Origin of the sequence: Escherichia sp. MOD1-EC6300 (genome assembly GCF_002965045.1) — a bacterium.
GTDB lineage: Bacteria > Pseudomonadota > Gammaproteobacteria > Enterobacterales > Enterobacteriaceae > Escherichia > Escherichia coli_F.
Genome location: NZ_PTRH01000018.1, coordinates 1 through 25,734, shown reverse-complemented (window position 1 = coordinate 25,734; position 25,734 = coordinate 1). Strand labels below are relative to the sequence as shown.

Here is a 25,734-nt window from a genome sequence, read left to right as displayed (position 1 = left end):
TGCATCCTTTTCCTGCTTTTCAAGTTGTTCAGCGGCGTAAGAAAACGTATTAAATATGAATTCGACGATTTAACCATTTCTGTCTGATTGGTAATCATCTGTGATTAATGCTGGTCTATTGATTACGCCAGCATTAACCGCTTAGGGATGTATTCTTCCTGATCATATACATCCCTCGAAAAAGAGAGAAAATAAAACTGTGTCCAATATTACTCTACCACTCCAGACCGAAGTATCGGTAGAATTAGCAGAACGACTGGTACAATAGATTGGGATAGCGTCATTTGTCAGGTATTCCATTGCCTGACAAATGACAATTTTGAGTCAATAGACGTGCTTCTTGATCATGTCTTACAAATTATACCATGAACCTTATGAAGCATCATTTTTACTGACTGGTGTTAACTTTGCTATCATATAAACTCTGTTCTTAAAAAACGCGCCCAGAATTTTATATGATTTCCCTTGTTTTTCTGCCTGTAAAGAAATTTCTTTTTCAGTGCTGTTAATGGTTGAACCGACGGCAGTAATCTTTTTGGCGACGCTACTGAATGATAATAAAGACAGTGTAACCACAACAATTAAAGAACAGATAGTATTCACGTTAATTCTCCTGACAATTGAGAGGGTGAGTTTTATATACATAGGTATTAAACATGAGTCATATTTACTCCAAGAGAAAACACTCCTTCTGTAATTAAACCTTCATCTCCTTCGGGGTGAGCAATACATAATGCATCTTGCTATGCAAAACAGGTGGATATCAATTTTCCTCCCGACCTATTTAATAAAACGTGAATATAAAAGTTATTCTTCAGTTTGCAGATGCAGTAGGTCTGATGGTAATTTCGGTTGTATCAACGCTTTCGGGAGATTCAATAATATGCCTTACAGCACGGGCAATATCCGCGGGTTGAAGTGCAACAGAACGGTAGGCGTTCATTGACTTCATGGTTTCCACATGGGTAATGGTTGAAGCCAGTTCACTTTCTACAACCCCAGGATTTACGCAGGTCACACGGATTTTCGAGCTTTCCTGCCGTAAGCCATCAGAAATAGCCCGTACTGCAAATTTTGATGCGCAATAGACTGCGCCTGTGGGCACAACAGAAAGGGCACCAATAGAACCAAGATTGATTATCTGACCGGAACCCTGTGCTTCCATCACCGGAAGTACAGCGCCAATTCCCCAAAGTACGCCTTTGATATTCACGTCAATAGTGAGCTCCCATTCATTTTGTTTTCCTGCTGCAAGCGGTGAAAGCGGCATAACGCCCGCATTATTGATAAGAACATCAACTCGCCCCCAGCTATCCAGCGCTGCTTGCACGAAATCTGCCATGGACTGTCGGTCTGTGACATCCAACTCCCGCGCTTTAGCAATTCCTCCTGCGCGGCAGATTTCTTTTGCAATGGCTTCGATACGCTCAAGTCTGCGTGCTCCCAGTAAAACCTTTGCACCTGCCGTTCCCAGCTCTCTGGCAATACCTTCCCCAATACCACTTGATGCGCCGGTGATTAATATGACCTTATCCATTACGTTCTCCTTCAAATGTGTTCGGAGAGAGAATAGAACTTTATGATTGGTTCCAGTATCCTGCTTTCAATGTACTCAATGGTTAGCGGCATTAAACAATGAAAATCGATCTTAATCTTTTACCCATTTTTATCGCGGTAGCAGAAGAGAGTAATTTCAGTAAAGCCGCCGCACGACTGGGCGTTACCCGTTCAGCGGTCAGTCAGGGAATAAGACGTCTTGAAGATGCATTCGGGACAATGCTTGTAATGCGGACCACGCGCTCAGTTAATTTGACGGAAGCGGGAGAACGGCTGCATAAATCGTTGTCATTACCTTTATCCGGTATTGAGGCAGCGTTCGAAGAGATGGTCTCTGACCATGTACCACGTGGACATCTCAGAATCGCGGTGACGTCGATAGCAGAAGAATTTCTTTCAGGTCCGCTAATCGCTTCGTTTGCAGCTGCCAATCCAGCCGTTACGCTTGATATTGTTGTCACGGATGAGGAATTCGATATCGTTGCCGCAGGTTACGATGCTGGCGTAAGGCTCGGAGAGGTCATTGAAAAAGACATGATTGCTGTTCCCCTTACCGGTAAGCAGCGTGAGATGGTCGTTGCCTCTCCCTCCTATCTCGCAGCCAACAGCACACCTGTTCATCCGCGCGAACTTGTGAATCATAAGTGTATCGGCTGGCGTCAGTCCCCGGAGGTTGCGCCTTATCGCTGGCCATTTGAAGAAAACGGTAGAGCTTTCGACCTTGCGATTGAACCGCAGATTACGACGAATGATCTGCGTCTGATGTTGAGGCTGGCTCTTGCCGGCGGAGGAATAACAATTGCCACTCAGGAAACGTTCAGGCCATATATTGAAAGCGGTAAGCTTGTATCGCTGCTTGATGACTTTCTTCCACAATTTCCGGGCTTCTATCTGTATTTCCCACAGCGTCGCAATATTGCACCAAAGCTCCGCGCCCTGATTGACCACGTCAAGGAATGGCGGCAGCAATTGGCTTAAATGTCTGCACCTGCACTGCCTGATGTCAGAACAGTATTTTGAGAAATTGCCAGGGTTACAATGGCACAAATACGGCACAGGAGGAAAACGTGGTGTAATTGAATGTGAGGTAACTTATTGATTTAAATGGTGCCGATAATAGGAGTCGAACCTACGACCTTCGCATTACGAATGCGCTGCTCTACCAACTGAGCTATATCGGCCCTGAAAGGACATGTTCACGAGCGTGAATCACGGTGGACAAGGTTAAAACTAACCGGGCGATGCGTCAATGGCCTTGTGAATCAAATGGCTACTTTTGCATCACCCGGTTTTATTTATGCACGAATGGTGTAATCACCAATGCCGATCCACTTGTAGGTGGTCAGAGCTTCCAGCCCCATTGGGCCGCGCGCGTGGAGTTTTTGTGTGCTTACCGCAACTTCCGCACCCAGACCAAACTGGCCGCCGTCGGTAAACCGCGTAGAGGCGTTAACGTAAACAGCGGAGGAATCCACTTCGTTGACAAAACGCTGGGCATTACGCATATCGCGGGTCAGGATCGCATCGGAGTGTTGCGTACCGTGTTCACGAATATGGGCGATGGCATCGTCAAGATCGCTGACGATTTTGACGTTCAAGTCTAATGACAGGAACTCATCGTCATACTCTTCGGCTTTAACAGCCACCACCTTCGCGGGGCCTGCCTGCAACTGCGCCAGCGCAGTTGCGTCAGCGTGTAATGTCACGCCGCTTTCCGCCATTTGCTTGCTTAATGCGGGCAGGAAGCTATCTGCGATGTTTTTATTTACCAGCAACGTTTCTACCGTATTACACGTGCTCGGGCGCTGAGTTTTCGCGTTGACAATCACTTTCAATGCTTCAGCGATCTCTGCACTTTCATCAACGTAAATATGGCATACGCCTATACCACCTGTGATTACCGGAATCGTCGACTGCTCGCGGCACAGTTTATGCAACCCAGCCCCGCCGCGTGGGATCAGCATGTCGATGTATTTATCCATACGCAGCAGTTCACTGACCAGCGCACGGTCAGGATTATCAATCGCCTGCACGGCACCCGCCGGTAAACCGCAGGATTTCAGGGCGTCCTGAATCACCGCCACCGTTGCAGCGTTAGTGCGACAGGTTTCTTTGCCGCCACGCAGAATCACTGCATTACCGGTTTTCAGGCACAGCGAAGCGACATCAACCGTCACGTTCGGGCGCGCTTCATAAATCACGCCAATCACCCCCAGCGGCACGCGACGGCGTTCCAGGCGCAGGCCACTGTCCAGCACGCCACCATCAATCACCTGCCCCACCGGATCGGCGAGGTTACACACCTGGCGCACATCATCGGCAATGCTTTTCAGCCGTGCGGGCGTCAGTGCCAGGCGGTCAAGCATCGCTTCGCTAAGGCCATTGGCACGCGCGTCAGCAACATCCTGGGCGTTAGCATTGAGGATGCTTTCGCTTTGTGCTTCCAGTTCATCGGCGATTTTTTCCAGCACGCGATTTTTTTCGCGACTGGAGAGTTGCGCTAAATTATACGAGGCTTGCTTCGCGGCAATGCCCATTTGTTCCAGCATCGGCTGCTCCTTAACGGGTAATCATATCATCACGGTGAACGGCAACCGGGCCGTATTCATATCCCAGTATTGCATCAATTTCTTGCGAGTGGTGTCCGGCAATACGGCGTAATGCATCGCTGTTGTAACGACTGACGCCGTGGGCGATATCGCGACCTTCGAGGTTGCAAATGCGAATGACTTCACCACGCGAGAAGTTGCCGGTTACGCTTTTAATGCCTTTCGGCAACAGGGAGCTGCCGCGTTCAAGAATGGCGGCGGTTGCCCCTTCATCTACCGTGATTTCACCCGCAGGTGGCGCACCGAAAATCCAACGTTTGCGGTTTTCAAGCGGAGTCGCCTGGGCATGGAACAGCGTACCGACGGAAATACCTTCCATCACATCACCAATGACACCCGGCTTACTGCCCGCGGCAATAATGGTGTCGATACCCGCACGGCAAGCCACGTCAGCGGCCTGCAATTTAGTGCTCATGCCGCCGGTTCCAAGACCTGAAACGCTGTCACCGGCAATCGCGCGCAGTGCGTCATCAATGCCGTACACATCTTTAATCAGTTCTGCCTGCGGATTGCTACGCGGGTCAGCGGTATACAAACCTTTTTGATCGGTCAGCAACAACAGTTTATCGGCACCTGCCAGAATCGCCGCCAGCGCCGAAAGGTTATCGTTATCGCCGACTTTAATCTCTGCAGTAGCGACAGCATCGTTCTCATTAATTACCGGGACAATGTTGTTATCGAGCAGCGCACGAAGGGTATCCCGCGCGTTAAGGAAGCGTTCACGGTCTTCCATATCAGCACGAGTTAGCAGCATCTGCCCGACGTGAATGCCATAAATCGAAAACAGCTGTTCCCACAGTTGAATCAGTCGACTCTGCCCTACCGCCGCCAGAAGTTGTTTCGAGGCGATAGTCGCTGGCAGTTCCGGGTAACCCAGGTGCTCACGTCCGGCGGCAATCGCCCCCGACGTCACAATTACAATCCGATGCCCGGCGGCATGTAGCTGCGCGCACTGGCGAACAAGTTCAACGATATGGGCACGGTTCAGGCGGCGCGATCCGCCTGTTAGCACACTGGTGCCGAGTTTTACCACCAGCGTCTGGCTGTCACTCATGATTCTCTGCCATTCAATTTTAGGGAAAATGATATCAAACGAACGTTTTAGCAGGACTGTCGCCGGTTGCCAACCATCTGCAAGCAAAGCATGGCGTTTTGTTGCGCGGGATCAGCAAGCGTAGCGGCAGTTGTTTACGCTTTTATTACAGATTTAATAAATTACCACATTTTAAGAATATCATTAATCTGTAATATATCTTTAACAATCTCAGGTTAAAAACTTTCCTGTTTTCAACGGGGCTCTCCCGCTGAATATTCGCGCGTTAATTAAAATCAGGAATGAAAATGAAAAAGAGCACTCTGGCATTAGTGGTGATGGGCATTGTGGCATCGGCATCCGTACAGGCCGCAGAAATATATAACAAAGACGGTAATAAACTGGATATCTATGGCAAAGTTAAAGCCATGCATTATATGAGCGATAATGACAGTAAAGATGGCGACCAAAGTTATATCCGTTTTGGTTTTAAAGGCGAAACACAAATTAACGATCAACTGACCGGTTATGGTCGCTGGGAAGCAGAGTTTGCCGGAAATAAAGCAGAGAGTGATACTGCTCAGCAAAAAACGCGTCTTGCCTTTGCCGGGTTGAAATATAAAGATTTGGGTTCTTTCGACTATGGTCGTAACCTGGGGGCGCTGTATGACGTGGAAGCATGGACCGATATGTTCCCGGAATTCGGCGGCGATTCCTCCGCGCAGACAGACAACTTTATGACCAAACGCGCCAGCAGTCTGGCAACGTATCGGAACACCGACTTCTTCGGCGTTATCGATGGTCTGAACTTAACCCTGCAATATCAAGGAAAAAACGAAAACCGCGACGTTAAAAAGCAAAACGGTGATGGCTTCGGCACGTCATTGACATATGACTTTGGCGGCAGCGATTTTGCCATTAGTGGGGCCTATACCAACTCCGATCGCACCAACGAGCAGAACCTGCAAAGCCGTGGCACGGGCAAGCGTGCAGAAGCATGGGCAACAGGCCTGAAATACGATGCCAATAATATTTACCTGGCAACTTTCTATTCTGAAACGCGTAAAATGACGCCAATCTCTGGTGGTTTTGCCAATAAGACGCAGAACTTTGAAGCAGTCGCTCAATACCAATTCGACTTTGGCCTGCGTCCATCGCTGGGTTATGTCTTATCGAAAGGGAAAGATATTGAGGGCATCGGTGATGAGGATCTGGTCAATTATATTGATGTCGGTGCTACATATTATTTCAACAAAAATATGTCGGCCTTTGTTGATTATAAAATCAACCAACTGGACAGCGATAACAAATTAAATATTAATAATGATGATATTGTCGCGGTTGGGATGACCTATCAGTTTTAATGGAGATTGCCGGATGCGGCGCATCCGGCACTTTTCACTCACGCGGTTAACTTCACCGGCTCATCACGAAAATCATCCGCCGGTTCAAGCTTCAGATTCAGCGTCGACAACAGTTCACGCAGCTTCTCGTGAAACTCACGCAGGGTATGTTCCAGTCGCTCAACCACTTCGGCATCTTTTACCGGAACACTCTTCCAGTCGCCTGCTTTATCGAACAGACCAAACTGGTAACTGTAAGTAAAACGGGATTCCTGCGCTTCCAGTTCCATCCACCAGCCCCAAAACTCACGCACTTCCGGCGCTGGTTTCACGTTGACGCATACAGCCAGACAATCGAAAAAGAATCGATTATCTTCGCACTTACCTTCACGAATATAGGGGCCTAGTGCGGTAAATTTTTTGATCAATCTGCTTTTCGGGTGTCCACTCGGTAACGTCATTGCGATCTCCTGTTGTGATGCACCTGTTTTACCAAACTGGTAAAATTTAGCAAATTTTTAACACAATCGTTTTTCGATCCAGCTCGTGATTTCCTGAAGACCTTTGTCAAAATTCCGATACACCGGATTAAATGGAATCTCTAACAATTTACCATCAGCAGATGATGAGGTGATTAAGCGTGAGTCCTCTTCCGGGCTGAACGGATCGTTCTTCCAGTAGCCTGATAACATTGGCGTCGGGCAGCGACGGCCCAGCAATCCTTGCACTTTTAATGAATAACGATTCAGTTCCACACGCAACGCTTCATCGGAAGCATCATGCATCCCCAAACGACTCGCCAGAACGTCAAGATACATTTCCGGCACCTGTTGCTGGCACTTAAAATCACTCAACAGGGTATGAACTACCGGACCAAGACAAGCAACCGCTTTCAGACGCGGCGATTCAAGATATGCCAGACGCACAGCAACGTTAGCGCCAAAACGGAAACCAAAGGCCGCGACACGGGTGTGATCCACCCACGGGACGTTAGGCAGCGCCTTTAAGACGTGCTGATGCAACAGGCTGGAGTCCTGGGTGAGCTTCCATTTTGAAGAAAAGCCCACCGACGGCATATCAATAGTCAGCATCGCAATGCCGCGCGGGGCAAAATAACGTTCATACAGACTGTAATAATCCGTCTGCATCGCATCCAGACCACCACACATTAATACCGTCGGGAACGGGCCATCGCCTTTCGGCATATGCAAAAAGCCGGTGATGGGCGCACCGCCTGGTACGGTAAACTCCATCTGCCGCATCGTGCCCGGCAGACGTTGGGCGGCCTCTTCATAGGCACGGTTTGACAAAGCCTGCGCTTGCTCGGCCAGGTCATCCCCTTTCAGATGAGGATAGGCGGCAATGTTGTACAACGTGGCCGCATGCAGCCAGTGACGACCACTGAGTTGTGGATCTTCTTCCGCACAAGCTTTTTGTTGCCACACCATCGCCTGGGTGGCCCATTCATAAATCCAGTTGCCGCCGCGGTAGCCAATCACCGTATCGTATAAATCATCGTCGGTACGTTCAGCATCGCTCATCACAATACGCGCCTGAACGTCGAGGATTTCACGTGGGTCAATGCCGCGCCAGATCCACATCAGACGGTTTATCATGCGATACCAGTGGGGGATGGTTTTACCATCAAGGGCCGACTGCACAGGCGGTTGTGCGCCGTGATTAAAGCGGCGGACTAGCGTCGAGGTTTCAGGATGTTTAAAGCGGGGTTTGAACAGGGTTTCGCTCAGGTTTGCCTGTGTCATGGATGCAGCCTCCAGAATACTTACTGGAAACTATTGTAACCTGCCTGAAGTTAAAAAGAACAACGCCCGGCAGTGCCAGGCGTTGAAAAGATTAGCGACCGGAGATTGGCGGGACGAATACGACGCCCATATCCCACGGCTGTTCAATCCAGGTATCTTGTGGGATATCAACAACATAATCATCAACCAGCGGACGACCTGCCGGTTTAGCGAAGATGGTGACAAAGTGCGCTTTTGGATACATTTCACGAATCGCAACCGCAGTACCGCCGGTATCCACCAGATCATCAATAACGATGAAGCCTTCGCCATCGCCTTCTGCGCGTTTCAGCACTTTAAGCTCGCGCTGGTTGTCGTGATCGTAGCTGGAAATACAAACGGTATCGACATGACGAATACCCAGTTCACGCGCCAGTAACGCACCCGGTACCAGACCGCCACGGCTTACGGCAATAATGCCTTTCCATTGTTCAGAAGGCATCAGTCGGCTTGCGAGTTTACGTGCATGGATCTGCAACATGTCCCAGGTGACGATGTATTTTTCGCTCATGTGAAGTGTCCCAGCCTGTTTATCTACGGCTTAAAAAGTGTTCGAGGGGAAAATAGGTTGCGCGAGATTATAGAGATCTGACGCACTAAAAACCAGTATTTCACATGAGTCCGCGTCTTTTTACGCACAGCCTCTCCCTGACGCGGGATAAAGTGGTATTCTCAAACATATCTCGCAAGCCTGTCTTGTGTTGACAACATTTTCTGCTAACCCTGTGACCTGCAATACTGTTTTGCGGGTGATCGACAAGGAGACTTAACGTGTCTGAACTGTCTCAATTATCTCCACAGCCGCTGTGGGATATTTTTGCCAAAATCTGTTCTATTCCTCACCCGTCCTATCATGAAGAGCAACTCGCTGAATACATTGTTGGTTGGGCAAAAGAGAAAGGTTTCCATGTCGAACGCGATCAGGTGGGTAATATCCTGATTCGTAAACCTGCTACCGCAGGTATGGAAAATCGTAAACCGGTCGTCTTACAGGCCCACCTCGATATGGTGCCGCAGAAAAATAACGACACCGTGCATGACTTCACTAAAGATCCTATCCAGCCTTATATTGATGGCGAATGGGTTAAAGCGCGCGGTACCACGCTGGGCGCGGATAACGGCATTGGTATGGCCTCTGCACTGGCGGTTCTGGCTGACGAAAACGTGGTTCACGGCCCGCTGGAAGTGCTGCTAACCATGACCGAAGAAGCCGGTATGGACGGGGCGTTCGGCTTACAGAGCAACTGGTTGCAGGCTGATATTCTGATTAACACCGACTCCGAAGAAGAAGGTGAAATCTACATGGGTTGTGCTGGGGGTATCGACTTCACCTCCAACCTGCATTTAGATCGTGAAGCCGTTCCGGCTGGTTTTGAAACCTTCAAATTAACCTTAAAAGGTCTGAAAGGCGGTCACTCCGGCGGTGAAATCCACGTTGGCCTGGGTAACGCGAACAAACTGCTGGTGCGCTTCCTGGCGGGACATGCAGAAGAACTGGACCTGCGTCTTATTGATTTCAACGGCGGCACACTGCGTAACGCCATCCCGCGTGAAGCCTTTGCGACCATCGCTGTCGCAGCTGATAAAGTCGACGCACTGAAAACGCTGGTGAATACCTATCAGGACATCCTGAAAAACGAGCTGGCAGAGAAAGAGAAAAATCTGGCCTTGTTGCTGGACTCTGTTGCGAACGATAAAGCTGCCCTGATTGCGAAATCTCGCGATACCTTTATTCGTCTGCTGAACGCCACCCCGAACGGTGTGATCCGCAACTCCGACGTGGCAAAAGGTGTGGTTGAAACCTCCCTGAACGTCGGTGTCGTGACCATGACCGACAACAACGTAGAAATTCACTGTCTGATCCGTTCTCTGATCGACAGCGGTAAAGACTACGTGGTGAGCATGCTGGATTCGCTGGGTAAACTGGCTGGCGCGAAAACCGAAGCGAAAGGCGCATATCCTGGCTGGCAGCCGGACGCTAATTCTCCGGTGATGCATCTGGTACGTGAAACCTATCAGCGCCTGTTCAACAAGACGCCGAACATCCAGATTATTCACGCGGGCCTGGAATGTGGTCTGTTCAAAAAACCGTATCCGGAAATGGACATGGTTTCTATCGGGCCAACCATCACCGGTCCGCACTCTCCGGATGAGCAGGTTCACATCGAAAGCGTAGGCCATTACTGGACACTGCTGACTGAACTGCTGAAAGAAATTCCGGCGAAGTAATTTTTTGATTTGCTGCCGGATGGCGTTTGATCGTCTTCCGGCAGTTTCATCCTTTCTTATCCTTCGATAAAAGCCATCCCTGTAAACGTCCGTCGCGGGTTGCCACGTTCAATCTGGTGATGGAACATTCGCCGCTGCGATTTCAGCGCCGCGCTATTTTCCTGTTGCTGTTGCTCCAGCTTCCAGGCAATCAGCAATCGCGCCAGCCGTTTGTTGGCATGTTGGCTGCGCTCTGACTGAACCTTCACGCTAATCCCGGATGCCAGATGCGTGGCGCGTACCGCCGAGTCGGTTTTATTGACATGTTGACCGCCCGGCCCCGACGAACGCAGCGTCTCATAACGGATTGCATCCGATTGTTCCTGCTCATCAGCGGTAAAACGCCCAATGCCCAGAAACCAGTTTTTGCGCCCATGATGAGGCCGATACGGGCTTGGGCAAATCCACTGAATAGTGCCGCACCAACTTTCGCTTAATGCCCATGCGTTATCGCCATCCAGAGAAATCAGCGCCGAACGCAGCGTGTCAGAGTAGCGGCCCGTTTCTGTTTCCAGCACCGTTACCGCGACGTCTTGTCGGGTAGCTTCTTTAATCAACCTGTCCAGCGCCTTTTTCACTGCGAGACAACATTCTTCCGGTCCCTGAGCTGAGGAGAGTTGCAGCAAGATCATCCTTTTTTCCCTCCACTGTTTTTGAGCGTCAGCACCGGACGCAGTCGCGCGGCAGGAATAATTAAACCGGCCTGCACCAGACATTGCACCACACTTTCAGCCGATTTATAGGCTTGTGGCGCTTCTTCAAAGATGAGTTGTTTATCGCGACAAATTACCCGACCGCCAAGTTCAGTACGTGAGAGTTGCGTCGCCGTGTATTTCGCTGCCAGACGCCCTTTACACTCGGTGCGCCCCCATTTACGCCCTGCCCCATGCGCCAGTGAGTGAAGCGTTTTTTCGTTCGCAACAGGTTTAACCAGCCAGGAGTAATCACCGCGTGAACCGGGAATAATCACCAGACCGTTGTCATCCGGCGTAGCCCCTTTACGGTGTAACCATCCTTGTTGATCGCCGATTCGACATGCGCTAACAAAGTTATGCGCCACATCCAGAACCGAATTTCCGTTGGCCTTAACTTGTTGCATTATGCGCAAAGCGATCAGCTGGCGATTAATACGCGCAAACGCCAGCGCATCATCATGTTCCGCAATATAACTTAGCGCGTCGTCACTGCCTTCCGGCAAACCATGATGCGAAAACGAGGCAATATGCCGCTGTAAAATAGACTGCCCTAAACCACGCGAGCCGCTATGGACCAGCAGTTGCAGATGCTGCGCATCCAGACCTGACAGTGCAAACAGTTCCGCATCGATGATTTGATCAATCTGTTGCAGTTCTGCAAAGTGGTTACCGCCACCGATAGAGCCAAGCGCGCAGCGCCACGGATGCTGTGCAAACGCTGACGGCAGGTTTTCCTCCAGCCAGCTTTCTTCAGCAACGTCATCCAGCGCAGATAATCGCTTTTCAAACTTATCGGCGTTGTATTTACGCGCGAGAATATCTGTTTGCCATAGCGCCATACCGCAGCCGATATCATTGCCGACCAGTGCCGGGTAAAAACGGCCTACGGAGAAGAACGCTGCGCCAATCGGATAGCCGCGTCCTGGGTGTAAATCTGGCATCCCTACGACGCGTTGCATGTCGGGTAAATTTGCCGTGGTGTGTAATTGTTGGATCGCTGAACTCTCGATCCACAGGTCATCAGATGCGATGGTAAATACCGCATCGGATAAGGGACGAATATATTTGCCCATGTACCATTCCATTTATACTCGTCATACTTCAAGTTGCATGTACTGCGACTGCGTTCGTTCACCCCAGTCACTTACTTTAGTAAGCTCCTGGGGATTCACTCGCTTGTCGCCTTCCTGCAACTCGAATTATTTAGAGTATATAAATATAAAAATCAGGAAATGGCAGACGAATCCAGGGCAAGAAAAAAAGAATTAATCCTGGAAAGGTCTGCAAAGAGTCATTGATAAAGGATTTTTCATGATTTACCTCCTTGCAGTTTGTGGAATAAGAAAACGCGCACATATTAGGCGGGCGTTATTTTCATTGCAAGCTGGATTTAGTGTTGCGGTTTATATCGCATATGAAAATTAGTAAACCACGCTCCCCGGCATTCAACGCGCTGCTGCTTAACTGTCTGAAAACCATAACGTTCAAAAAAGGGTTTTGCGGTTATGCTGGCATCTACCGTAAGTTCGGATTCAGACTTAATCAAAGGTTTTAACAAAGCGCTGGCAACCCCGCAGCGGTTGTATTTCGGATCAACAAATAACATATCGATATAATGCTCAATGCAGGTAATAAAGCCGACCAGTTGTGTATTAATCACCGCAACCCGCACTTGTGATTTCGCGAGTTTCTCTTTCCATCGATGTTCATCAATCTGCGCCCAGGCGGCAATTTGTTGTGGTGAATAATGCTGACTGGCGGTCATCGTAACCGCTCTAATAAAAATAGCGCATAGCTGCTGAAAATCGCCAGGCTGATAGTCTCTTATTTGTATATTATTCATAATCCCAGCACCAGTTGTCTTTCCATTTGCGGATCAAGCAACGTCACATGCAGCCCCACCAGTCGCACACCGCGTCCGCCCCGGCGTTCATCCCAGGTTTTACGCGCAGTGGCGATCAAGTCAGCTTTATTCAGCCGCGGCCAGACGTGTTCCTGGGTGGTTTGCTGAAAATCGTCGAACTTTAATTTCACCCCCTGGCGGGCAATCAGTAAATCAGGTTTTACCTTTGCCAGACGACGCTCCAGTTCAGGGTAAAGCCGCTCGATGATCGCTTCACATTCAGACCAGTGATGAATATCTTCCGCCATGGTGCGTTCTACACCGACGGATTTTCGCAACCTTTCGCTGTTAACGTCGCGCTCGTCAATCCCCTGACTACGCTCCCACAAAATGCGACCAAATTTGCCAAAGCGTTTAAGCAACGTCACCAGATCACACTTTTGTACATCGCCGCAGGTCCGCAGCCCCATCGCTTCCAGTTTTGCCGCCGAGACTTTGCCGACACCGGGAATTTTTGCCAGCGGTAAGGTTTGCAGAAATGCCGGGACGTCCGCCGGCGTAATCACAAACTGTCCGTTGGGTTTATTCATATCAGAGGCGATTTTGGCGAGAAACTTGACCGGCGCAACGCCCGCAGACGCCGTCAGTTGCAGCTCGTTGAAGATCGTCTGGCGGATTTCCTGAGCGATAAGGGTCGCAGAGCCGTGGCAATGTACGCTGTCGGTGACGTCGAGATAGGCTTCATCCAGTGACAGCGGCTCAATACGCGATGTGTAGCGAGAGAAGATTTCGCGGATATGATTTGACGCTTCTTTGTAGGCGTCAAAGCGCCCTGGAAGCAAGGTGAGATGCGGACACAGTTTGAGCGCCATGCCGGTTGGCATTGCGCTACGCACGCCAAATTTACGCGCGGGATAATTGGCGGTGCTGATCACCCCCCGGCGTTCGCGGCTGCCGCCAATAGCAATAGGGATATCGCGCAGGGCGGGATTGTCGCGCATCTCCACCGCGGCGAAAAAGCAGTCCATATCCACATGAATGATTTTACGCATTGCTCACCTCTCAACACTGGTAAAGTATACAGTGATTTCAGAGTTTGAGAAATGCGTAAAGATTCAGCATTTAACGCGTTCGCTGCGAAAGCACCTGCTGCTTATCCAGCTTTTTCACCAGCGGCTGCACCACCTTATCCCCATGCTGACCAAAATATTGATACAACGTATCAGACGCGCTTTTGGTGAGCACCATAATCTCAATGCGCCGGTTACCCGCACTTTGCGGATTTTTCGTGTCCAGCAGCATCTGGTCCGCCATTGCGCTCACCTGCATCACTTTATCTTCCGGCATCCCGGCCTCTTCCAGCACCCGACGAGCCGAGAGCGCACGATCGCCCGAAAGGTTCCAGTTGTTGTAGATATTGCTTTTATAGGCCATCGCATCGGTATGCCCGGTAATAATAATTTTGTTATCGAGCGAGTCGAATACCGGCGCGAGCTCCACCAGCAGAGTTTTAAAGAACGGCATAATCTTCGCGCTGCCGCGTTCAAACATATTGCGGTTCTGGTCATCTTTAATCAGCACGCGTAATCCCTGCGGGACAATCTCCATCTCCAGATTGGCTTCCATATGCGCATCGCGGGCGATGGTGTTGATACTGGTCGCCAGCTCGCCAAGCTCAGTGGCGGACTTCTTCTTCAGTAGCGCCGTTTTCTCGTTGACGTCGCGGGCTTTTTTCTCCGTCTCTTCCGGCACCGCCACGGTGGCAGGTTTCAGCGGATGCGTCGGGCTGATTTTATTTAACGGCGATAGCCCGCCGCCATTGAAAATCGACTGCCCGTGCAGCGCGGCGATAATGCTTTCACGCTCGGATTTACTGACGCTGTTGACAATCAACTTTATTGTCGTCACCAAAGGGGCTGAGCGTATTTCCGAGGTTTCTGCCCGCTTTACCCTGGACGCGATGCCCGGCAAGCAAATGGCGATTGACGCCGATCTTAACGCCGGGTTGATCAACCAGGCGCAGGCGCAGACCCGCCGCAAAGATGTTGCCAGCGAGGCCGATTTCTACGGCGCGATGGACGGGGCATCGAAGTTTGTGCGCGGGGATGCCATCGCCGGGATGATGATTCTGGCGATCAACCTGATTGGCGGCGTTTGTATCGGGATCTTCAAATACAACCTGAGCGCCGATGCCGCCTTCCAGCAATATGTGCTGATGACCATCGGCGACGGCCTGGTGGCGCAGATCCCGTCCCTGCTGCTTTCCACCGCGGCGGCGATTATCGTCACCCGCGTCAGCGACAACGGCGATATTGCCCATGACGTGCGCCACCAGTTGCTGGCAAGCCCGTCGGTGCTCTACACCGCCACCGGGATTATGTTCGTGCTGGCGGTGGTGCCGGGAATGCCGCACTTCCCGTTCCTGATGTTCAGCGCCCTGCTTGGTTTTACCGGCTGGCGAATGAGCAAACGCCCGCAGGCGGCGGAGGCGGAAGAGAAAAGCCTCGAAACGCTGACCCGCACCATCACTGAAACCAGCGATCAACAGGTCAGTTGGGAAACCATTCCGCTGATCGAGCCCATCAGTTTAAGCCTCGGTTACAAGCTGGTGGCGCTGGTGGACAAAGCGCAGGGCAACCCGCTCACCCAGCGTATTCGCGGCGTGCGGCAGGTGATTTCCGACGGCAACGGCGTGCTGCTGCCGGAGATCCGCATTCGGGAAAACTTCCGCCTCAAGCCCAGCCAGTACGCCATTTTCATCAACGGCATTAAGGCTGATGAAGCGGATATTCCGGCGGATAAACTGATGGCCCTGCCCTCCAGCGAAACCTACGGCGAGATTGACGGCGTGCTGGGGAACGACCCGGCGTACGGGATGCCGGTGACCTGGATTCAGCCCGCGCAGAAGGCGAAGGCGCTGAATATGGGGTATCAGGTGATCGACAGCGCCAGCGTAATTGCCACGCATGTGAATAAGATTGTGCGCAGCTATATTCCTGATTTGTTTAACTATGACGATATTACTCAGCTGCATAACCGTTTGTCGTCAATGGCACCGCGCCTGGCAGAGGATTTGAGTGCGGCGCTGAATTACAGCCAGTTGCTGAAAGTGTACCGGGCACTGCTGACCGAAGGCGTTTCCCTGCGCGATATCGTCACCATCGCCACCGTGCTGGTCGCCAGTAGCACCGTCACCAAAGATCATATTCTGCTGGCGGCCGATGTGCGCCTGGCACTGCGGCGCAGCATTACCCATCCGTTCGTTCGCAAGCAGGAGCTGACGGTGTATACGCTGAATAATGAGCTGGAAAATCTGCTGACCAACGTGGTGAATCAGGCGCAACAGGCCGGCAAAGTGATGCTCGATAGCGTGCCGGTTGACCCAAATATGCTCAACCAGTTCCAGAGCACGATGCCGCAGGTGAAGGAGCAGATGAAAGCGGCAGGTAAAGACCCGGTGCTGCTGGTGCCGCCGCAGCTGCGCCCGTTGCTGGCGCGTTATGCGAGGTTATTTGCGCCGGGGTTGCATGTGCTGTCGTATAACGAAGTGCCGGACGAGCTGGAGTTGAAGATTATGGGGGCGTTGAGTTGATTGAGGATTCTTTTCCATACTTTGCAGCACCTGACACCATTAATTGACGTCACACTGCAAAGAGACTACGATGACACCATACAATGACGTCATGGATTGATAGTATGATTAAGGTCAGCGCGCTAGGCTCTCGTCATAGAAAAACATTCGACGATGTAATGACGGAGCCGCCAAAATCTGGAATTAAATGGGATGATGTTGTTGCTCTCATTAAAGCGGTGGGTGGATCAATAAAAAATAACAACGGCTCCAGACGAAAATTTCAGATTGGAACGACCAAATTCAGCACACATGAGCCGCATCCAAAGAATGTGATGGATAAAGGCGCAGTAGCAGGTCTTAAGGAGTGGTTTGTTAACTGTGTAGGGGTAGATTATGAATAAAGCATCGAACATTATCACAATTAAAGGTCAACCAGCCGCAGTGACATTTGAAGCCGATATCAACGCATTTCGCGGCAAGTTCCTCAATGTAAACGGTTATTGTGACTTTGTAGCCACAAGTATTGAGGCATTATATCGTGAAGGCGAAAGCGCTCTGGATGAGTGGATGGCGGATTGTGAAGAGGACGGTATTGCCCCTTTTCGTGAAGAAGAAGAGCAAAAACGCCTGACGCTTCGTGTGCCGCATCACATCGATTCGCGGCTGACCATCGTCGCCAGACAACATTCCATTTCAAAAAACCAGCTCATTATTGATGTCTTAGAACGTGAGTTTTCAGCCCAGATGTAAACAGGTCGTCAATATTACCCATTTACAAAATCGTCTCTTCCGTCAAAATCCGCCGCGCGCCTAAAAAATGATCCTGCCAGAAAGGTTCAGCTAACCGACTTACCCGAATGGTTTCCCCGGTGCGCGGCGACTCGATAAACTGACCGTCTCCCAGATACACGCCCATATGGTCGGCAATCTCGCGGCTGTGAATATGGAAAAACAGCAAATCTCCCCGGCGCAGGTCGTTATTTGCCACAATGGTTGCCCGACGGTAGTGATACATCTCATTGGCCGTGCGCGGGAGTTTCGCCTCGAGGATCTTGTTGTAGGCATAAAAAACCAACCCGCTACAGTCGAAGCCTTTATCAGGCCGCGTACCTCCCCAGACGTAAGGCTTACCAAGCTGCTGCTCCAGACGGTGAATCGCTACTTCGGTGATGTTATGCAGATGGTCGCTGCTTAAGAAATGGTTGTTTTCCGCCAGCGCCTGCCAATGTTTATCGCTCAACTTCAACGGTGCAGGGAACCACTCAGGATGCTGTTTTATCTGCTCCCGGTTGTGCTGGCGCAGCGCCCTTCTGCTTTGTGCATCGCCTTCCACAATGTAGCTGGCCTGTTTTTTCAGATGCGCGTGGTATCGCTTTAGCAATCGCGTACGGTTTTGCATCCGCTGGCGGGCGGCGTAGCTGAAAGAGATATGTGATGCGGTGGCGCTGGCAAATGAAGAAAACGGCAAGCAAAGCAACAATAATCCCGACAACACAAAAGAGGGAATCGACGGCAAAGACATTCTCAATAATGGCTGGTCATGCATTGATGTTGCAGTGTATCCCGGCCCGTACCTGAACAAACTTAATAAACCATTATTATAAAATTAATAAATATATTTCAGTTAATTATGTAAAAACATCCGTTTATTAAATTACTCATGGATTGTCGTTGTTGCTCATTTGAGCTACAATTCAAGCTGAATAAATATACAGCACAGGAGATACCCCAATGGCTGCTAACGCGTTTGTTCGCGCCCGAATCGATGAAGATCTGAAGAATCAGGCGGCGGACGTACTGGCCGGGATGGGGCTGACCATCTCTGACCTGGTTCGCATAACCCTCACAAAAGTCGCGCGTGAAAAGGCATTGCCGTTTGATTTACGCGAGCCTAATCAATTAACCATTCAATCAATTAAAAACAGCGAAGCTGGCGTTGATGTTCATAAGGCCAAAGACGCCGATGATTTATTTGATCAATTAGGAATTTAAATATGATTCAAAGGGATATTGAATACTCGGGACAATTTTCAAAGGATGTAAAACTTGCACAAAAGCGTCATAATGATATGAATAAATTGAAATATCTTATGACGCTTCTTATCAATAATACTTTACCACTTCCAGCTGTTTATAAAGACCACCCGCTGCAAGGTTCATGGAAAGGTTATCGCGATGCTCATGTTGAACCGGACTGGATCCTGATTTACAAACTTACCGATAAACTTTTACGATTTGAGAGAACTGGAACTCACGCGGCGCTATTTGGGTAAAGCCCGCTTCCGATGAAATTTGTAAACCCTGCGCCGACAGGCTTGCGTAAAACTCTTTTGGTGATAATGTGAGCCTTCCAAATCCAGACTATTCCGATTTGGGATCCATTTTGCCGTCCTGGCGTGTGTAACCGTTTTATCAAGGAATAAGCAGTATGCGTAAAATCGCATTAATTCTTGCGATGTTGTTGATCCCGTGCGTTTCGTTTGCCGGTTTGCTGGGCAGCAGTAGCTCGACCACGCCAGTGAGCAAAGAGTATAAGCAGCAGTTGATGGGCTCCCCTGTCTACATCCAGATCTTCAAGGAAGAGCGCACTCTCGATCTCTACGTCAAAATGGGTGAGCAATATCAGCTGCTCGACAGTTATAAAATCTGTAAATATTCCGGCGGATTAGGGCCTAAACAGCGTCAGGGCGATTTCAAAAGCCCGGAAGGGTTTTATAGCGTCCAGCGTAATCAGTTAAAACCAGACAGCCGTTACTACAAAGCGATTAATATTGGATTCCCCAATGCTTATGACCGTGCGCATGGTTATGAAGGGAAATACCTGATGATTCACGGCGATTGTGTTTCCATCGGCTGCTACGCGATGACCAATCAAGGTATTGATGAGATCTTCCAGTTCGTTACTGGCGCGCTGGTGTTTGGTCAGCCAAGCGTGCAAGTGAGTATTTACCCGTTCCGCATGACCGACGCCAACATGCAGCGCCATAAATATTCCAACTTTAAGGACTTCTGGGAGCAACTGAAGCCGGGCTACGACTACTTTGAACAAACCCGTAAGCCACCGACCGTTTCTGTGGTCAATGGTCGTTACGTGGTCAGCAAGCCGTTAAGCCACGAAGTGGTGCAGCCACAGCTGGCATCAAACTACACGCTCCCCGAGGCAAAATAAGCGCCATTCGCCTGGCATAATCTTTTGCCAGGTTTCATTGCCCGTCAGCGGCTGTGTCGCAATCACCGTGACCACATCATTCGGTGTGGTCTGCGAGCTGAAGTCGATTTCCACATCCTGATCCAGCAACGTTGCCACGCCAAACGGCGCGCGGCGGGTGATCCAGTGCAGATTGGTCGAGCAATACGCCATTACATAGCGTCCGTCCGAAAGTAGCATGTTGAAAACGCCCTTCTGCCGCAGTTCATCCGCCAGTGAGGCGATATATTTAAACACTGCCGCCATGTTGCCTGGTGTGCGCGGGTAACGCTGTGTTAATTTATGCAGCAGCCAGCAAAAGGCTTTTTCGCTGTCGGTTTCACCTACCGGACGGAAGTTGCCGGTTTCCAGTGACTTGTACCCCGTCAGTTGCCCGTTATGGGCATAAGTCCAGTTGCGTCCCCATAACTCGCGGGTAAACGGGTGAGTATTTTCCAGCGCCACCTCGCCCCGATTGGCCTGGCGAATATGAGCCACCACCGAACAGGATTTTATCGGGTAGTCCTGGACAAGTTTGGCGATGGGGGAATTAAAGCTGGGTTGTGGATCTTTAAATGTGCGACAGCCTTTACCTTCGTAAAAGGTAATGCCCCAGCCATCTTTATGTGGCCCGGTTCCACCACCACGCTGCACCAGACCGGTGAAACTAAAGCAGATATCGGTAGGGACGTTAGCGCTCATCCCGAGCAATTCGCACATGGGTAACCTCCACAACAGCGGGAGCGCATGGCCCCCGGCGAAGATTGATTTAAGAATTTTCAGGTCGGATGCGGCGTGAATGCATTATTCGGCCTACGGTTCGGGTACAGATTTGTAGGCATGATAAGACGCGTCAGCGTCGCATCAGGCATCAGCGCACAAGTGCCGGATGCGGCGTAAACGCCTTATCCAGCCTACGCCAGACTTACTTAACCATCTCTTTTTCAATTAACTGGATCAGGATATGGATCACTTTAATGTGGATCTCCTGAATGCGGTCGGCATAACCAAAGTGCGGAACGCGAATTTCAATATCCGCCGTGCCAGCCATTTTGCCGCCATCTTTACCGGTCAGGGTGATCACTTTCATCCCCTTCTCACGCGCCGCTGCGATCGCTTTGATCACGTTTGCAGAGTTACCGGAGGTAGAGATCCCCAGCAATACATCGCCTTCGCGACCTACCGCTTCAACGTAGCGGGAGAAAATATCATTGAAACCGAAATCATTACCGACGCAGGAAATATGACTAACGTCAGAAATGGCAATCGCCGGATAGCCCGGACGGTTTTCACGGTAGCGCCCCGTCAACTCTTCGGCAAAGTGCATGGCGTCGCAATGGGAACCGCCATTACCGCAGGAAAGCACCTTACCACCGGCTTTAAAGCTATCTGCTAACAGGACCGCCGCGCGCTGAATGGCGTGAATATTGGCGTCATCTTTTAAAAAGTTAGCCAGCGTTTCCGCCGCTTCGTTCAGTTCGTTACGAATAAGATCCTGGTACATGAGGATATCCTTCAGCATAAATGTAATAGACAAAATGCAGTGTACCGGATACCGCCAAAAGCGAGAAGTACGGGCAGGTGCGATGACCAGGACTTTTTGACCTGAAGTGCGGATAAAAACAGCAACAATGTGAGCTTTGTTGTAATTATATTGTAAACACATTGCTAAATGTTTTTACATCCACTACAACCATATCATCACAAGTGGTCAGACCTCCTACAAGTAAGGGGCTTTTCGTTATGATGATTTTGAGTATTCTCGCTACGGTTGTCCTGCTCGGCGCGTTGTTCTATCACCGCGTGAGCTTATTTATCAGCAGTCTGATTTTGCTCGCCTGGACAGCCGCCCTCGGCGTCGCTGGTCTGTGGTCGGCGTGGGTACTGGTGCCTCTGGCCATTATCCTCGTACCGTTTAACTTTGCGCCTATGCGTAAGTCGATGATTTCCGCACCGGTATTTCGCGGTTTCCGTAAGGTGATGCCGCCAATGTCGCGCACTGAAAAAGAAGCGATTGATGCAGGCACTACCTGGTGGGAAGGCGACTTGTTCCAGGGTAAGCCGGACTGGAAAAAGCTGCATAACTATCCGCAGCCGCGCCTGACCGCTGAAGAGCAAGCGTTTCTCGACGGCCCGGTAGAAGAAGCCTGCCGGATGGCGAATGATTTCCAGATTACTCATGAGCTGGCGGATCTGCCGCCGGAGTTGTGGGCGTACCTTAAAGAGCATCGCTTCTTCGCGATGATCATCAAAAAAGAGTACGGCGGGCTGGAGTTCTCGGCTTATGCCCAATCTCGTGTGCTGCAAAAACTCTCCGGCGTGAGCGGGATCCTGGCGATTACCGTCGGCGTGCCGAACTCATTAGGCCCGGGCGAGCTGCTGCAACATTACGGCACTGACGAGCAGAAAAATCACTATCTGCCGCGTCTGGCGCGTGGTCAGGAGATCCCTTGCTTTGCACTGACCAGCCCGGAAGCGGGTTCCGATGCGGGCGCGATTCCGGATACCGGGATTGTCTGCATGGGCGAGTGGCAGGGCCAGCAGGTGCTGGGGATGCGACTGACCTGGAACAAACGCTACATTACGCTCGCGCCAATTGCGACCGTGCTTGGGCTGGCGTTTAAACTTTCCGACCCGGAAAAACTGCTGGGTGGCGCAGAAGATTTAGGCATTACCTGTGCACTTATCCCGACCACCACGCCAGGCGTGGAAATTGGTCGTCGCCACTTCCCGCTGAACGTACCGTTCCAGAACGGACCGACGCGAGGTAAAGATGTCTTCGTACCGATCGACTACATTATCGGCGGACCAAAAATGGCCGGGCAAGGCTGGCGGATGCTGGTGGAGTGTCTCTCCGTGGGGCGCGGCATCACCCTACCTTCCAACTCAACCGGCGGCGTGAAGTCGGTGGCGCTGGCAACGGGCGCGTATGCGCACATTCGCCGTCAGTTCAAAATCTCTATCGGTAAGATGGAAGGGATTGAAGAGCCGCTGGCGCGTATTGCCGGTAATGCCTACGTGATGGATGCTGCGGCATCGCTGATTACCTACGGCATTATGCTCGGTGAAAAACCTGCCGTGCTGTCGGCTATCGTTAAGTATCACTGTACCCACCGTGGGCAGCAGTCGATTATTGATGCGATGGATATCACCGGGGGTAAAGGCATTATGCTCGGTCAGAGCAACTTCCTGGCACGAGCTTACCAGGGCGCACCGATTGCCATCACCGTTGAAGGGGCCAACATTCTGACCCGCAGCATGATGATCTTCGGTCAGGGAGCGATTCGTTGCCATCCGTACGTGCTGGAAGAGATGGAAGCGGCGAAGAACAATGACGTAAACGCGTTCGATAAACTGCTGTTCAAACATATCGGTCACGTCGGTAGCAACAAAGTTCGCAGCTTCTGGCTGGGCCTGACGCGCGGTTTAACCAGCAGCACGCCAACCGGCGATGCCACTAAACGCTACTATCAGCACCTGAACCGCCTGAGCGCCAACCTCGCCCTGCTTTCTGATGTCTCGATGGCTGTGCTGGGCGGCAGCCTGAAACGTCGCGAGCGTATCTCGGCACGTCTGGGGGATATTTTAAGCCAGCTTTACCTCGCCTCTGCCGTTCTGAAGCGTTATGACGACGAAGGCCGTAATGAAGCCGACCTGCCGCTGGTGCACTGGGGCGTACAGGATGCGCTGTATCAGGCAGAGCAGGCGATGGACGATTTACTGCAAAACTTCCCGAACCGCGTGGTTGCCGGGCTTCTGAATGTGGTGATCTTCCCGACCGGACGTCATTATCTGGCACCGTCTGACAAGCTGGATCATAAGGTGGCGAAGATTTTACAAGTGCCGAACGCCACCCGTTCACGTATTGGTCGCGGTCAGTACCTGACCCCGAGCGAGCATAACCCGGTTGGTTTACTGGAAGAGGCGCTGGTGGATGTGATTGCCGCCGACCCAATTCATCAGCGGATCTGTAAAGAGCTGGGTAAAAACCTGCCGTTTACCCGTCTGGATGAACTGGCGCATAACGCGCTGGCGAAGGGGCTGATTGATAAAGATGAAGCCGCTATTCTTGTGAAAGCTGAAGAAAGCCGTCTGCGCAGTATTAATGTTGATGACTTTGATCCGGAAGAGCTGGCGACGAAGCCGGTAAAGTTGCCGGAGAAAGTGCGGAAAGTTGAAGCCGCATAATTGAATAACGGAGCCGAAAGGCTCCGTTTCTTTATCCGCTAATTATTTAAAATTAAAGCCATCCGGATGGTTTTCCAGGCTGCCGGTCAACGCCGCGAACAGCACCGTTTTACCATCAATAGAAAGCGCATCGTTCACATTCAACCAGGTGAGTTTCTCTTGCGACGTTTTCTCATCAATGGTCGAGAACAGCCCCGTCATCTGATTAGATTTCTCGGACCACATCACAGCGATACGTTGCGAGCCACAGTCATGCGGTTTGCACGCGCTCATCACCTGATACGTCTCATCTCCCAACGTTACGGTTTGTGCAGGGGTATAAGTCCCGCCTTTCATCACCCAGGCAGGCAGCTTATGCCCTTGTACCATCTGATTAAATGCAGCTTTGGTGGTTTCGCCCTTTGCAAGGCTGCTAATGGTTAAATCATCCTGCGCCATTGCACTGGTGGCGATGACCAGAGCGGCGACTGTCGTTATTGCCTTAAACATCATTCCTCCCGAGCTTATCCTGCCCATGTTATTAACCTCCTAAAGCCTGGCGATAACACGATAATTTGCAAATCAGATATTTCCAATATCAGCATTTGTTATCAATTTATTCTGCGCTAAGGCAACTGCCTGATAAGGTGTTAGAGTTATAAAACCCTTCACATAAAGGAGTTGTACACCGTGCCTGGTTTGAAGATTACGCTTTTGCAGCAACCACTGGTGTGGATGGATGGTCCTGCCAACCTGCGCCATTTTGATCGTCAACTAGAAGGTATTACCGGGCGCGATGTGATCGTTCTACCGGAGATGTTTACCAGCGGCTTTGCCATGGAAGCGGCCGCTTCGTCGCTAGCACAAGATGACGTAGTGAACTGGATGACAGCCAAAGCGCAGCAGTGCAATGCGTTGATTGCAGGCAGTGTTGCATTACAAACGGAGTCTGGTACGGTTAACCGCTTTTTGCTGGTTGAACCGGGCGGCACGGTACATTTTTATGATAAGCGTCATCTGTTCCGAATGGCAGATGAGCATCTGCATTATAAAGCGGGCAATGCGCGAGTGATTGTGGAATGGCGCGGCTGGCGTATTTTGCCGCTGGTGTGCTACGACTTACGTTTTCCAGTGTGGTCGCGCAATCTCAACAATTATGACCTCGCCATCTACGTCGCCAACTGGCCTGCACCGCGCTCTCTGCACTGGCAGGCATTGCTGACAGCCCGCGCGATTGAGAATCAGGCGTATGTGGCGGGATGCAATCGCGTCGGCAGCGATGGCAACGGCTGCCATTATCGCGGTGACAGCCGGGTGATTAATCCACAGGGCGAGATTATCGCTACTGCCGACGCGCATCAGGCAACGCGCATTGATGCGGAGCTGTCGATGGCGGTGTTAAGGGAATATAGAGAAAAGTTTCCGGCATGGCGGGATGCGGATGAGTTTAGGTTGTGGTGAGTGGGGGTTGTGTTTAGGGCCGGGGAGAGTTGGGGTATGACTACGAAAGCCCGCTCTCCTGCGACCACTTTTATCATAGGAGTGTGGAAGTGCTTTTCCATCAATCGCGATGACGTCTCAGGGAAAGATTACGAAAGCCCGCTCCCCGCAAGGACTGACGCCAGATACTTTCTGTCCATGGCTGCTTTTCGCATC

27 protein-coding genes, 1 tRNA gene and 1 pseudogene are annotated in these 25,734 nt (G+C 50.9%); 11 read left to right on the top strand and 18 right to left on the bottom strand.

What is annotated here, in order from left to right:
* Positions 1-372: 372 nt before the first annotated feature.
* Together BGE37_RS20920 and BGE37_RS20915 are read right to left on the bottom strand one after the other, a co-directional pair.
* Positions 373-651: a hypothetical protein gene (locus BGE37_RS20920; protein ID WP_032183320.1), complete on the bottom strand. Its 279-nt coding sequence runs from the start codon at positions 649-651 to the stop codon at positions 373-375.
* 163 nt (positions 652-814) lie between these two features.
* Positions 815-1,537, bottom strand: a complete 723-nt coding sequence (locus BGE37_RS20915; protein ID WP_032183319.1) for an SDR family oxidoreductase — start codon at positions 1,535-1,537, stop codon at positions 815-817.
* Positions 1,538-1,635: 98 nt separating this feature from the next.
* Here BGE37_RS20915 and BGE37_RS20910 point away from each other — a divergent pair, with 98 nt between their 5' ends.
* A complete protein-coding gene (locus tag BGE37_RS20910) occupies positions 1,636-2,535 on the top strand; it encodes a LysR family transcriptional regulator (RefSeq protein WP_032183318.1) in 900 nt (299 codons plus the stop codon).
* A 127-nt stretch (positions 2,536-2,662) separates the two neighbouring features.
* Here the strand turns inward: BGE37_RS20910 and BGE37_RS20905 are convergent.
* From BGE37_RS20905 to proB, 3 genes are all read right to left on the bottom strand, one after another.
* Positions 2,663-2,738 (bottom strand) — tRNA-Thr (locus BGE37_RS20905).
* 114 nt (positions 2,739-2,852) lie between these two features.
* Positions 2,853-4,106 (bottom strand): glutamate-5-semialdehyde dehydrogenase, encoded by a 1,254-nt coding sequence (gene proA, locus BGE37_RS20900; protein ID WP_105288399.1) that lies wholly within the window; start codon positions 4,104-4,106, stop codon positions 2,853-2,855.
* Between the two features lie 10 nt (positions 4,107-4,116).
* Positions 4,117-5,220: a glutamate 5-kinase gene (gene proB / locus BGE37_RS20895; RefSeq protein WP_001285288.1), complete on the bottom strand. Its 1,104-nt coding sequence runs from the start codon at positions 5,218-5,220 to the stop codon at positions 4,117-4,119.
* A 287-nt stretch (positions 5,221-5,507) separates the two neighbouring features.
* On the opposite strand from proB, the gene phoE reads away from it, so the two are divergent.
* The gene (phoE, locus tag BGE37_RS20890) at positions 5,508-6,563 is read left to right on the top strand and encodes a phosphoporin PhoE (RefSeq protein ID WP_105288398.1); all 1,056 of its coding nucleotides are present in this window, start codon (positions 5,508-5,510) and stop codon (positions 6,561-6,563) included.
* Between the two features lie 38 nt (positions 6,564-6,601).
* Here the strand turns inward: phoE and crl are convergent, their stop codons facing one another.
* The 3 genes from crl to gpt all read right to left on the bottom strand — a co-directional run bounded on the left by crl (position 6,602) and on the right by gpt (position 8,855).
* Positions 6,602-7,003: a sigma factor-binding protein Crl gene (gene crl, locus BGE37_RS20885; protein ID WP_000174676.1), complete on the bottom strand. Its 402-nt coding sequence runs from the start codon at positions 7,001-7,003 to the stop codon at positions 6,602-6,604.
* Positions 7,004-7,060: 57 nt separating this feature from the next.
* Positions 7,061-8,305 carry an esterase FrsA gene (gene frsA / locus BGE37_RS20880; protein WP_000189544.1) on the bottom strand — a complete coding sequence of 415 codons (1,245 nt, stop codon included), beginning with the start codon at positions 8,303-8,305 and terminating at the stop codon, positions 7,061-7,063.
* 91 nt (positions 8,306-8,396) lie between these two features.
* Positions 8,397-8,855, bottom strand: a complete 459-nt coding sequence (gpt, locus tag BGE37_RS20875; protein ID WP_001291990.1) for a xanthine phosphoribosyltransferase — start codon at positions 8,853-8,855, stop codon at positions 8,397-8,399.
* A 260-nt stretch (positions 8,856-9,115) separates the two neighbouring features.
* On the opposite strand from gpt, the gene pepD reads away from it, so the two are divergent.
* Positions 9,116-10,573, top strand: a complete 1,458-nt coding sequence (gene pepD / locus BGE37_RS20870; RefSeq protein WP_001293012.1) for a cytosol nonspecific dipeptidase — start codon at positions 9,116-9,118, stop codon at positions 10,571-10,573.
* Between the two features lie 56 nt (positions 10,574-10,629).
* On the opposite strand, the gene prfH is transcribed toward pepD, so the two are convergent.
* The 5 genes from prfH to lafU form a co-directional block, all read right to left on the bottom strand.
* Positions 10,630-11,244 (bottom strand): peptide chain release factor H, encoded by a 615-nt coding sequence (prfH, locus tag BGE37_RS20865; RefSeq protein WP_000602123.1) that lies wholly within the window; start codon positions 11,242-11,244, stop codon positions 10,630-10,632.
* The gene (locus BGE37_RS20860; RefSeq protein ID WP_198598471.1) at positions 11,241-12,380 is read right to left on the bottom strand and encodes an RNA ligase RtcB family protein; all 1,140 of its coding nucleotides are present in this window, start codon (positions 12,378-12,380) and stop codon (positions 11,241-11,243) included. Before BGE37_RS20860 ends, prfH begins: the two co-directional genes overlap by 4 nt.
* 317 nt (positions 12,381-12,697) lie before the next feature.
* Positions 12,698-13,150: a GNAT family N-acetyltransferase gene (locus BGE37_RS20850; protein WP_088542288.1), complete on the bottom strand. Its 453-nt coding sequence runs from the start codon at positions 13,148-13,150 to the stop codon at positions 12,698-12,700.
* On the bottom strand, positions 13,147-14,202 hold the full coding sequence (gene dinB, locus BGE37_RS20845; RefSeq protein ID WP_105270901.1) for a DNA polymerase IV: 1,056 nt from the start codon (positions 14,200-14,202) through the stop codon (positions 13,147-13,149). The genes BGE37_RS20850 and dinB overlap by 4 nt, the downstream gene beginning before the upstream one ends.
* Before the next feature lie 70 nt (positions 14,203-14,272).
* Positions 14,273-15,058, bottom strand: coding sequence for a putative lateral flagellar export/assembly protein LafU (lafU, locus tag BGE37_RS20840; protein WP_161399933.1), 786 nt, complete (start codon positions 15,056-15,058; stop codon positions 14,273-14,275).
* Here lafU and BGE37_RS20835 point away from each other — a divergent pair.
* The 3 genes and pseudogenes from BGE37_RS20835 to BGE37_RS20825 form a co-directional block, all read left to right on the top strand.
* Positions 15,024-16,742, top strand: a pseudogene (locus tag BGE37_RS20835) (flagellar biosynthesis protein FlhA); the annotation flags it as partial. The gene lafU and the pseudogene BGE37_RS20835 sit on opposite strands and share 35 nt — an antisense overlap.
* A gap of 104 nt (positions 16,743-16,846) precedes the next feature.
* Positions 16,847-17,125 carry a type II toxin-antitoxin system HicA family toxin gene (locus BGE37_RS20830; protein WP_000598759.1) on the top strand — a complete coding sequence of 93 codons (279 nt, stop codon included), beginning with the start codon at positions 16,847-16,849 and terminating at the stop codon, positions 17,123-17,125.
* Positions 17,118-17,474, top strand: coding sequence for a type II toxin-antitoxin system HicB family antitoxin (locus tag BGE37_RS20825; RefSeq protein ID WP_001030482.1), 357 nt, complete (start codon positions 17,118-17,120; stop codon positions 17,472-17,474). Before BGE37_RS20830 ends, BGE37_RS20825 begins: the two co-directional genes overlap by 8 nt.
* A gap of 22 nt (positions 17,475-17,496) precedes the next feature.
* Here BGE37_RS20825 and BGE37_RS20820 read toward each other — a convergent pair whose 3' ends face one another.
* Positions 17,497-18,246: a C40 family peptidase gene (locus tag BGE37_RS20820; RefSeq protein WP_064735797.1), complete on the bottom strand. Its 750-nt coding sequence runs from the start codon at positions 18,244-18,246 to the stop codon at positions 17,497-17,499.
* 209 nt (positions 18,247-18,455) lie between these two features.
* On the opposite strand from BGE37_RS20820, the gene dinJ reads away from it, so the two are divergent.
* From dinJ to dpaA, 3 genes are all read left to right on the top strand, one after another.
* Complete coding sequence (dinJ, locus tag BGE37_RS20815) at positions 18,456-18,716, top strand: type II toxin-antitoxin system antitoxin DinJ (RefSeq protein ID WP_032183287.1); 261 nt, start codon at positions 18,456-18,458, stop codon at positions 18,714-18,716.
* A 2-nt stretch (positions 18,717-18,718) separates the two neighbouring features.
* Complete coding sequence (gene yafQ / locus BGE37_RS20810) at positions 18,719-18,997, top strand: type II toxin-antitoxin system mRNA interferase toxin YafQ (RefSeq protein WP_057696079.1); 279 nt, start codon at positions 18,719-18,721, stop codon at positions 18,995-18,997.
* 155 nt (positions 18,998-19,152) lie between these two features.
* Entirely contained in the window at positions 19,153-19,893 is a 741-nt protein-coding gene (gene dpaA, locus BGE37_RS20805) for a peptidoglycan meso-diaminopimelic acid protein amidase (protein ID WP_001225681.1), read from the top strand.
* Here dpaA and BGE37_RS20800 read toward each other — a convergent pair.
* On the bottom strand, positions 19,864-20,631 hold the full coding sequence (locus BGE37_RS20800; RefSeq protein ID WP_000333380.1) for a class II glutamine amidotransferase: 768 nt from the start codon (positions 20,629-20,631) through the stop codon (positions 19,864-19,866). The genes dpaA and BGE37_RS20800 overlap by 30 nt on opposite strands.
* 205 nt (positions 20,632-20,836) lie before the next feature.
* Positions 20,837-21,415 (bottom strand): D-sedoheptulose 7-phosphate isomerase, encoded by a 579-nt coding sequence (lpcA, locus tag BGE37_RS20795; protein ID WP_000284050.1) that lies wholly within the window; start codon positions 21,413-21,415, stop codon positions 20,837-20,839.
* A gap of 239 nt (positions 21,416-21,654) precedes the next feature.
* Between lpcA and fadE the strand changes: the two genes are divergently transcribed.
* Positions 21,655-24,099 carry an acyl-CoA dehydrogenase FadE gene (fadE, locus tag BGE37_RS20790; RefSeq protein ID WP_000973094.1) on the top strand — a complete coding sequence of 815 codons (2,445 nt, stop codon included), beginning with the start codon at positions 21,655-21,657 and terminating at the stop codon, positions 24,097-24,099.
* A 42-nt stretch (positions 24,100-24,141) separates the two neighbouring features.
* Here fadE and ivy read toward each other — a convergent pair whose 3' ends face one another.
* Positions 24,142-24,588, bottom strand: coding sequence for an Ivy family C-type lysozyme inhibitor (ivy, locus tag BGE37_RS20785; RefSeq protein ID WP_001308392.1), 447 nt, complete (start codon positions 24,586-24,588; stop codon positions 24,142-24,144).
* Positions 24,589-24,768: 180 nt separating this feature from the next.
* On the opposite strand from ivy, the gene yafV reads away from it, so the two are divergent.
* A complete protein-coding gene (yafV, locus tag BGE37_RS20780; protein WP_105288396.1) occupies positions 24,769-25,539 on the top strand; it encodes a 2-oxoglutaramate amidase in 771 nt (256 codons plus the stop codon).
* 128 nt (positions 25,540-25,667) lie between these two features.
* Here the strand turns inward: yafV and BGE37_RS25690 are convergent.
* A partial coding sequence (locus tag BGE37_RS25690; protein WP_231347632.1) for a hypothetical protein occupies positions 25,668-25,734 on the bottom strand: 67 nt, incomplete at its 5' end.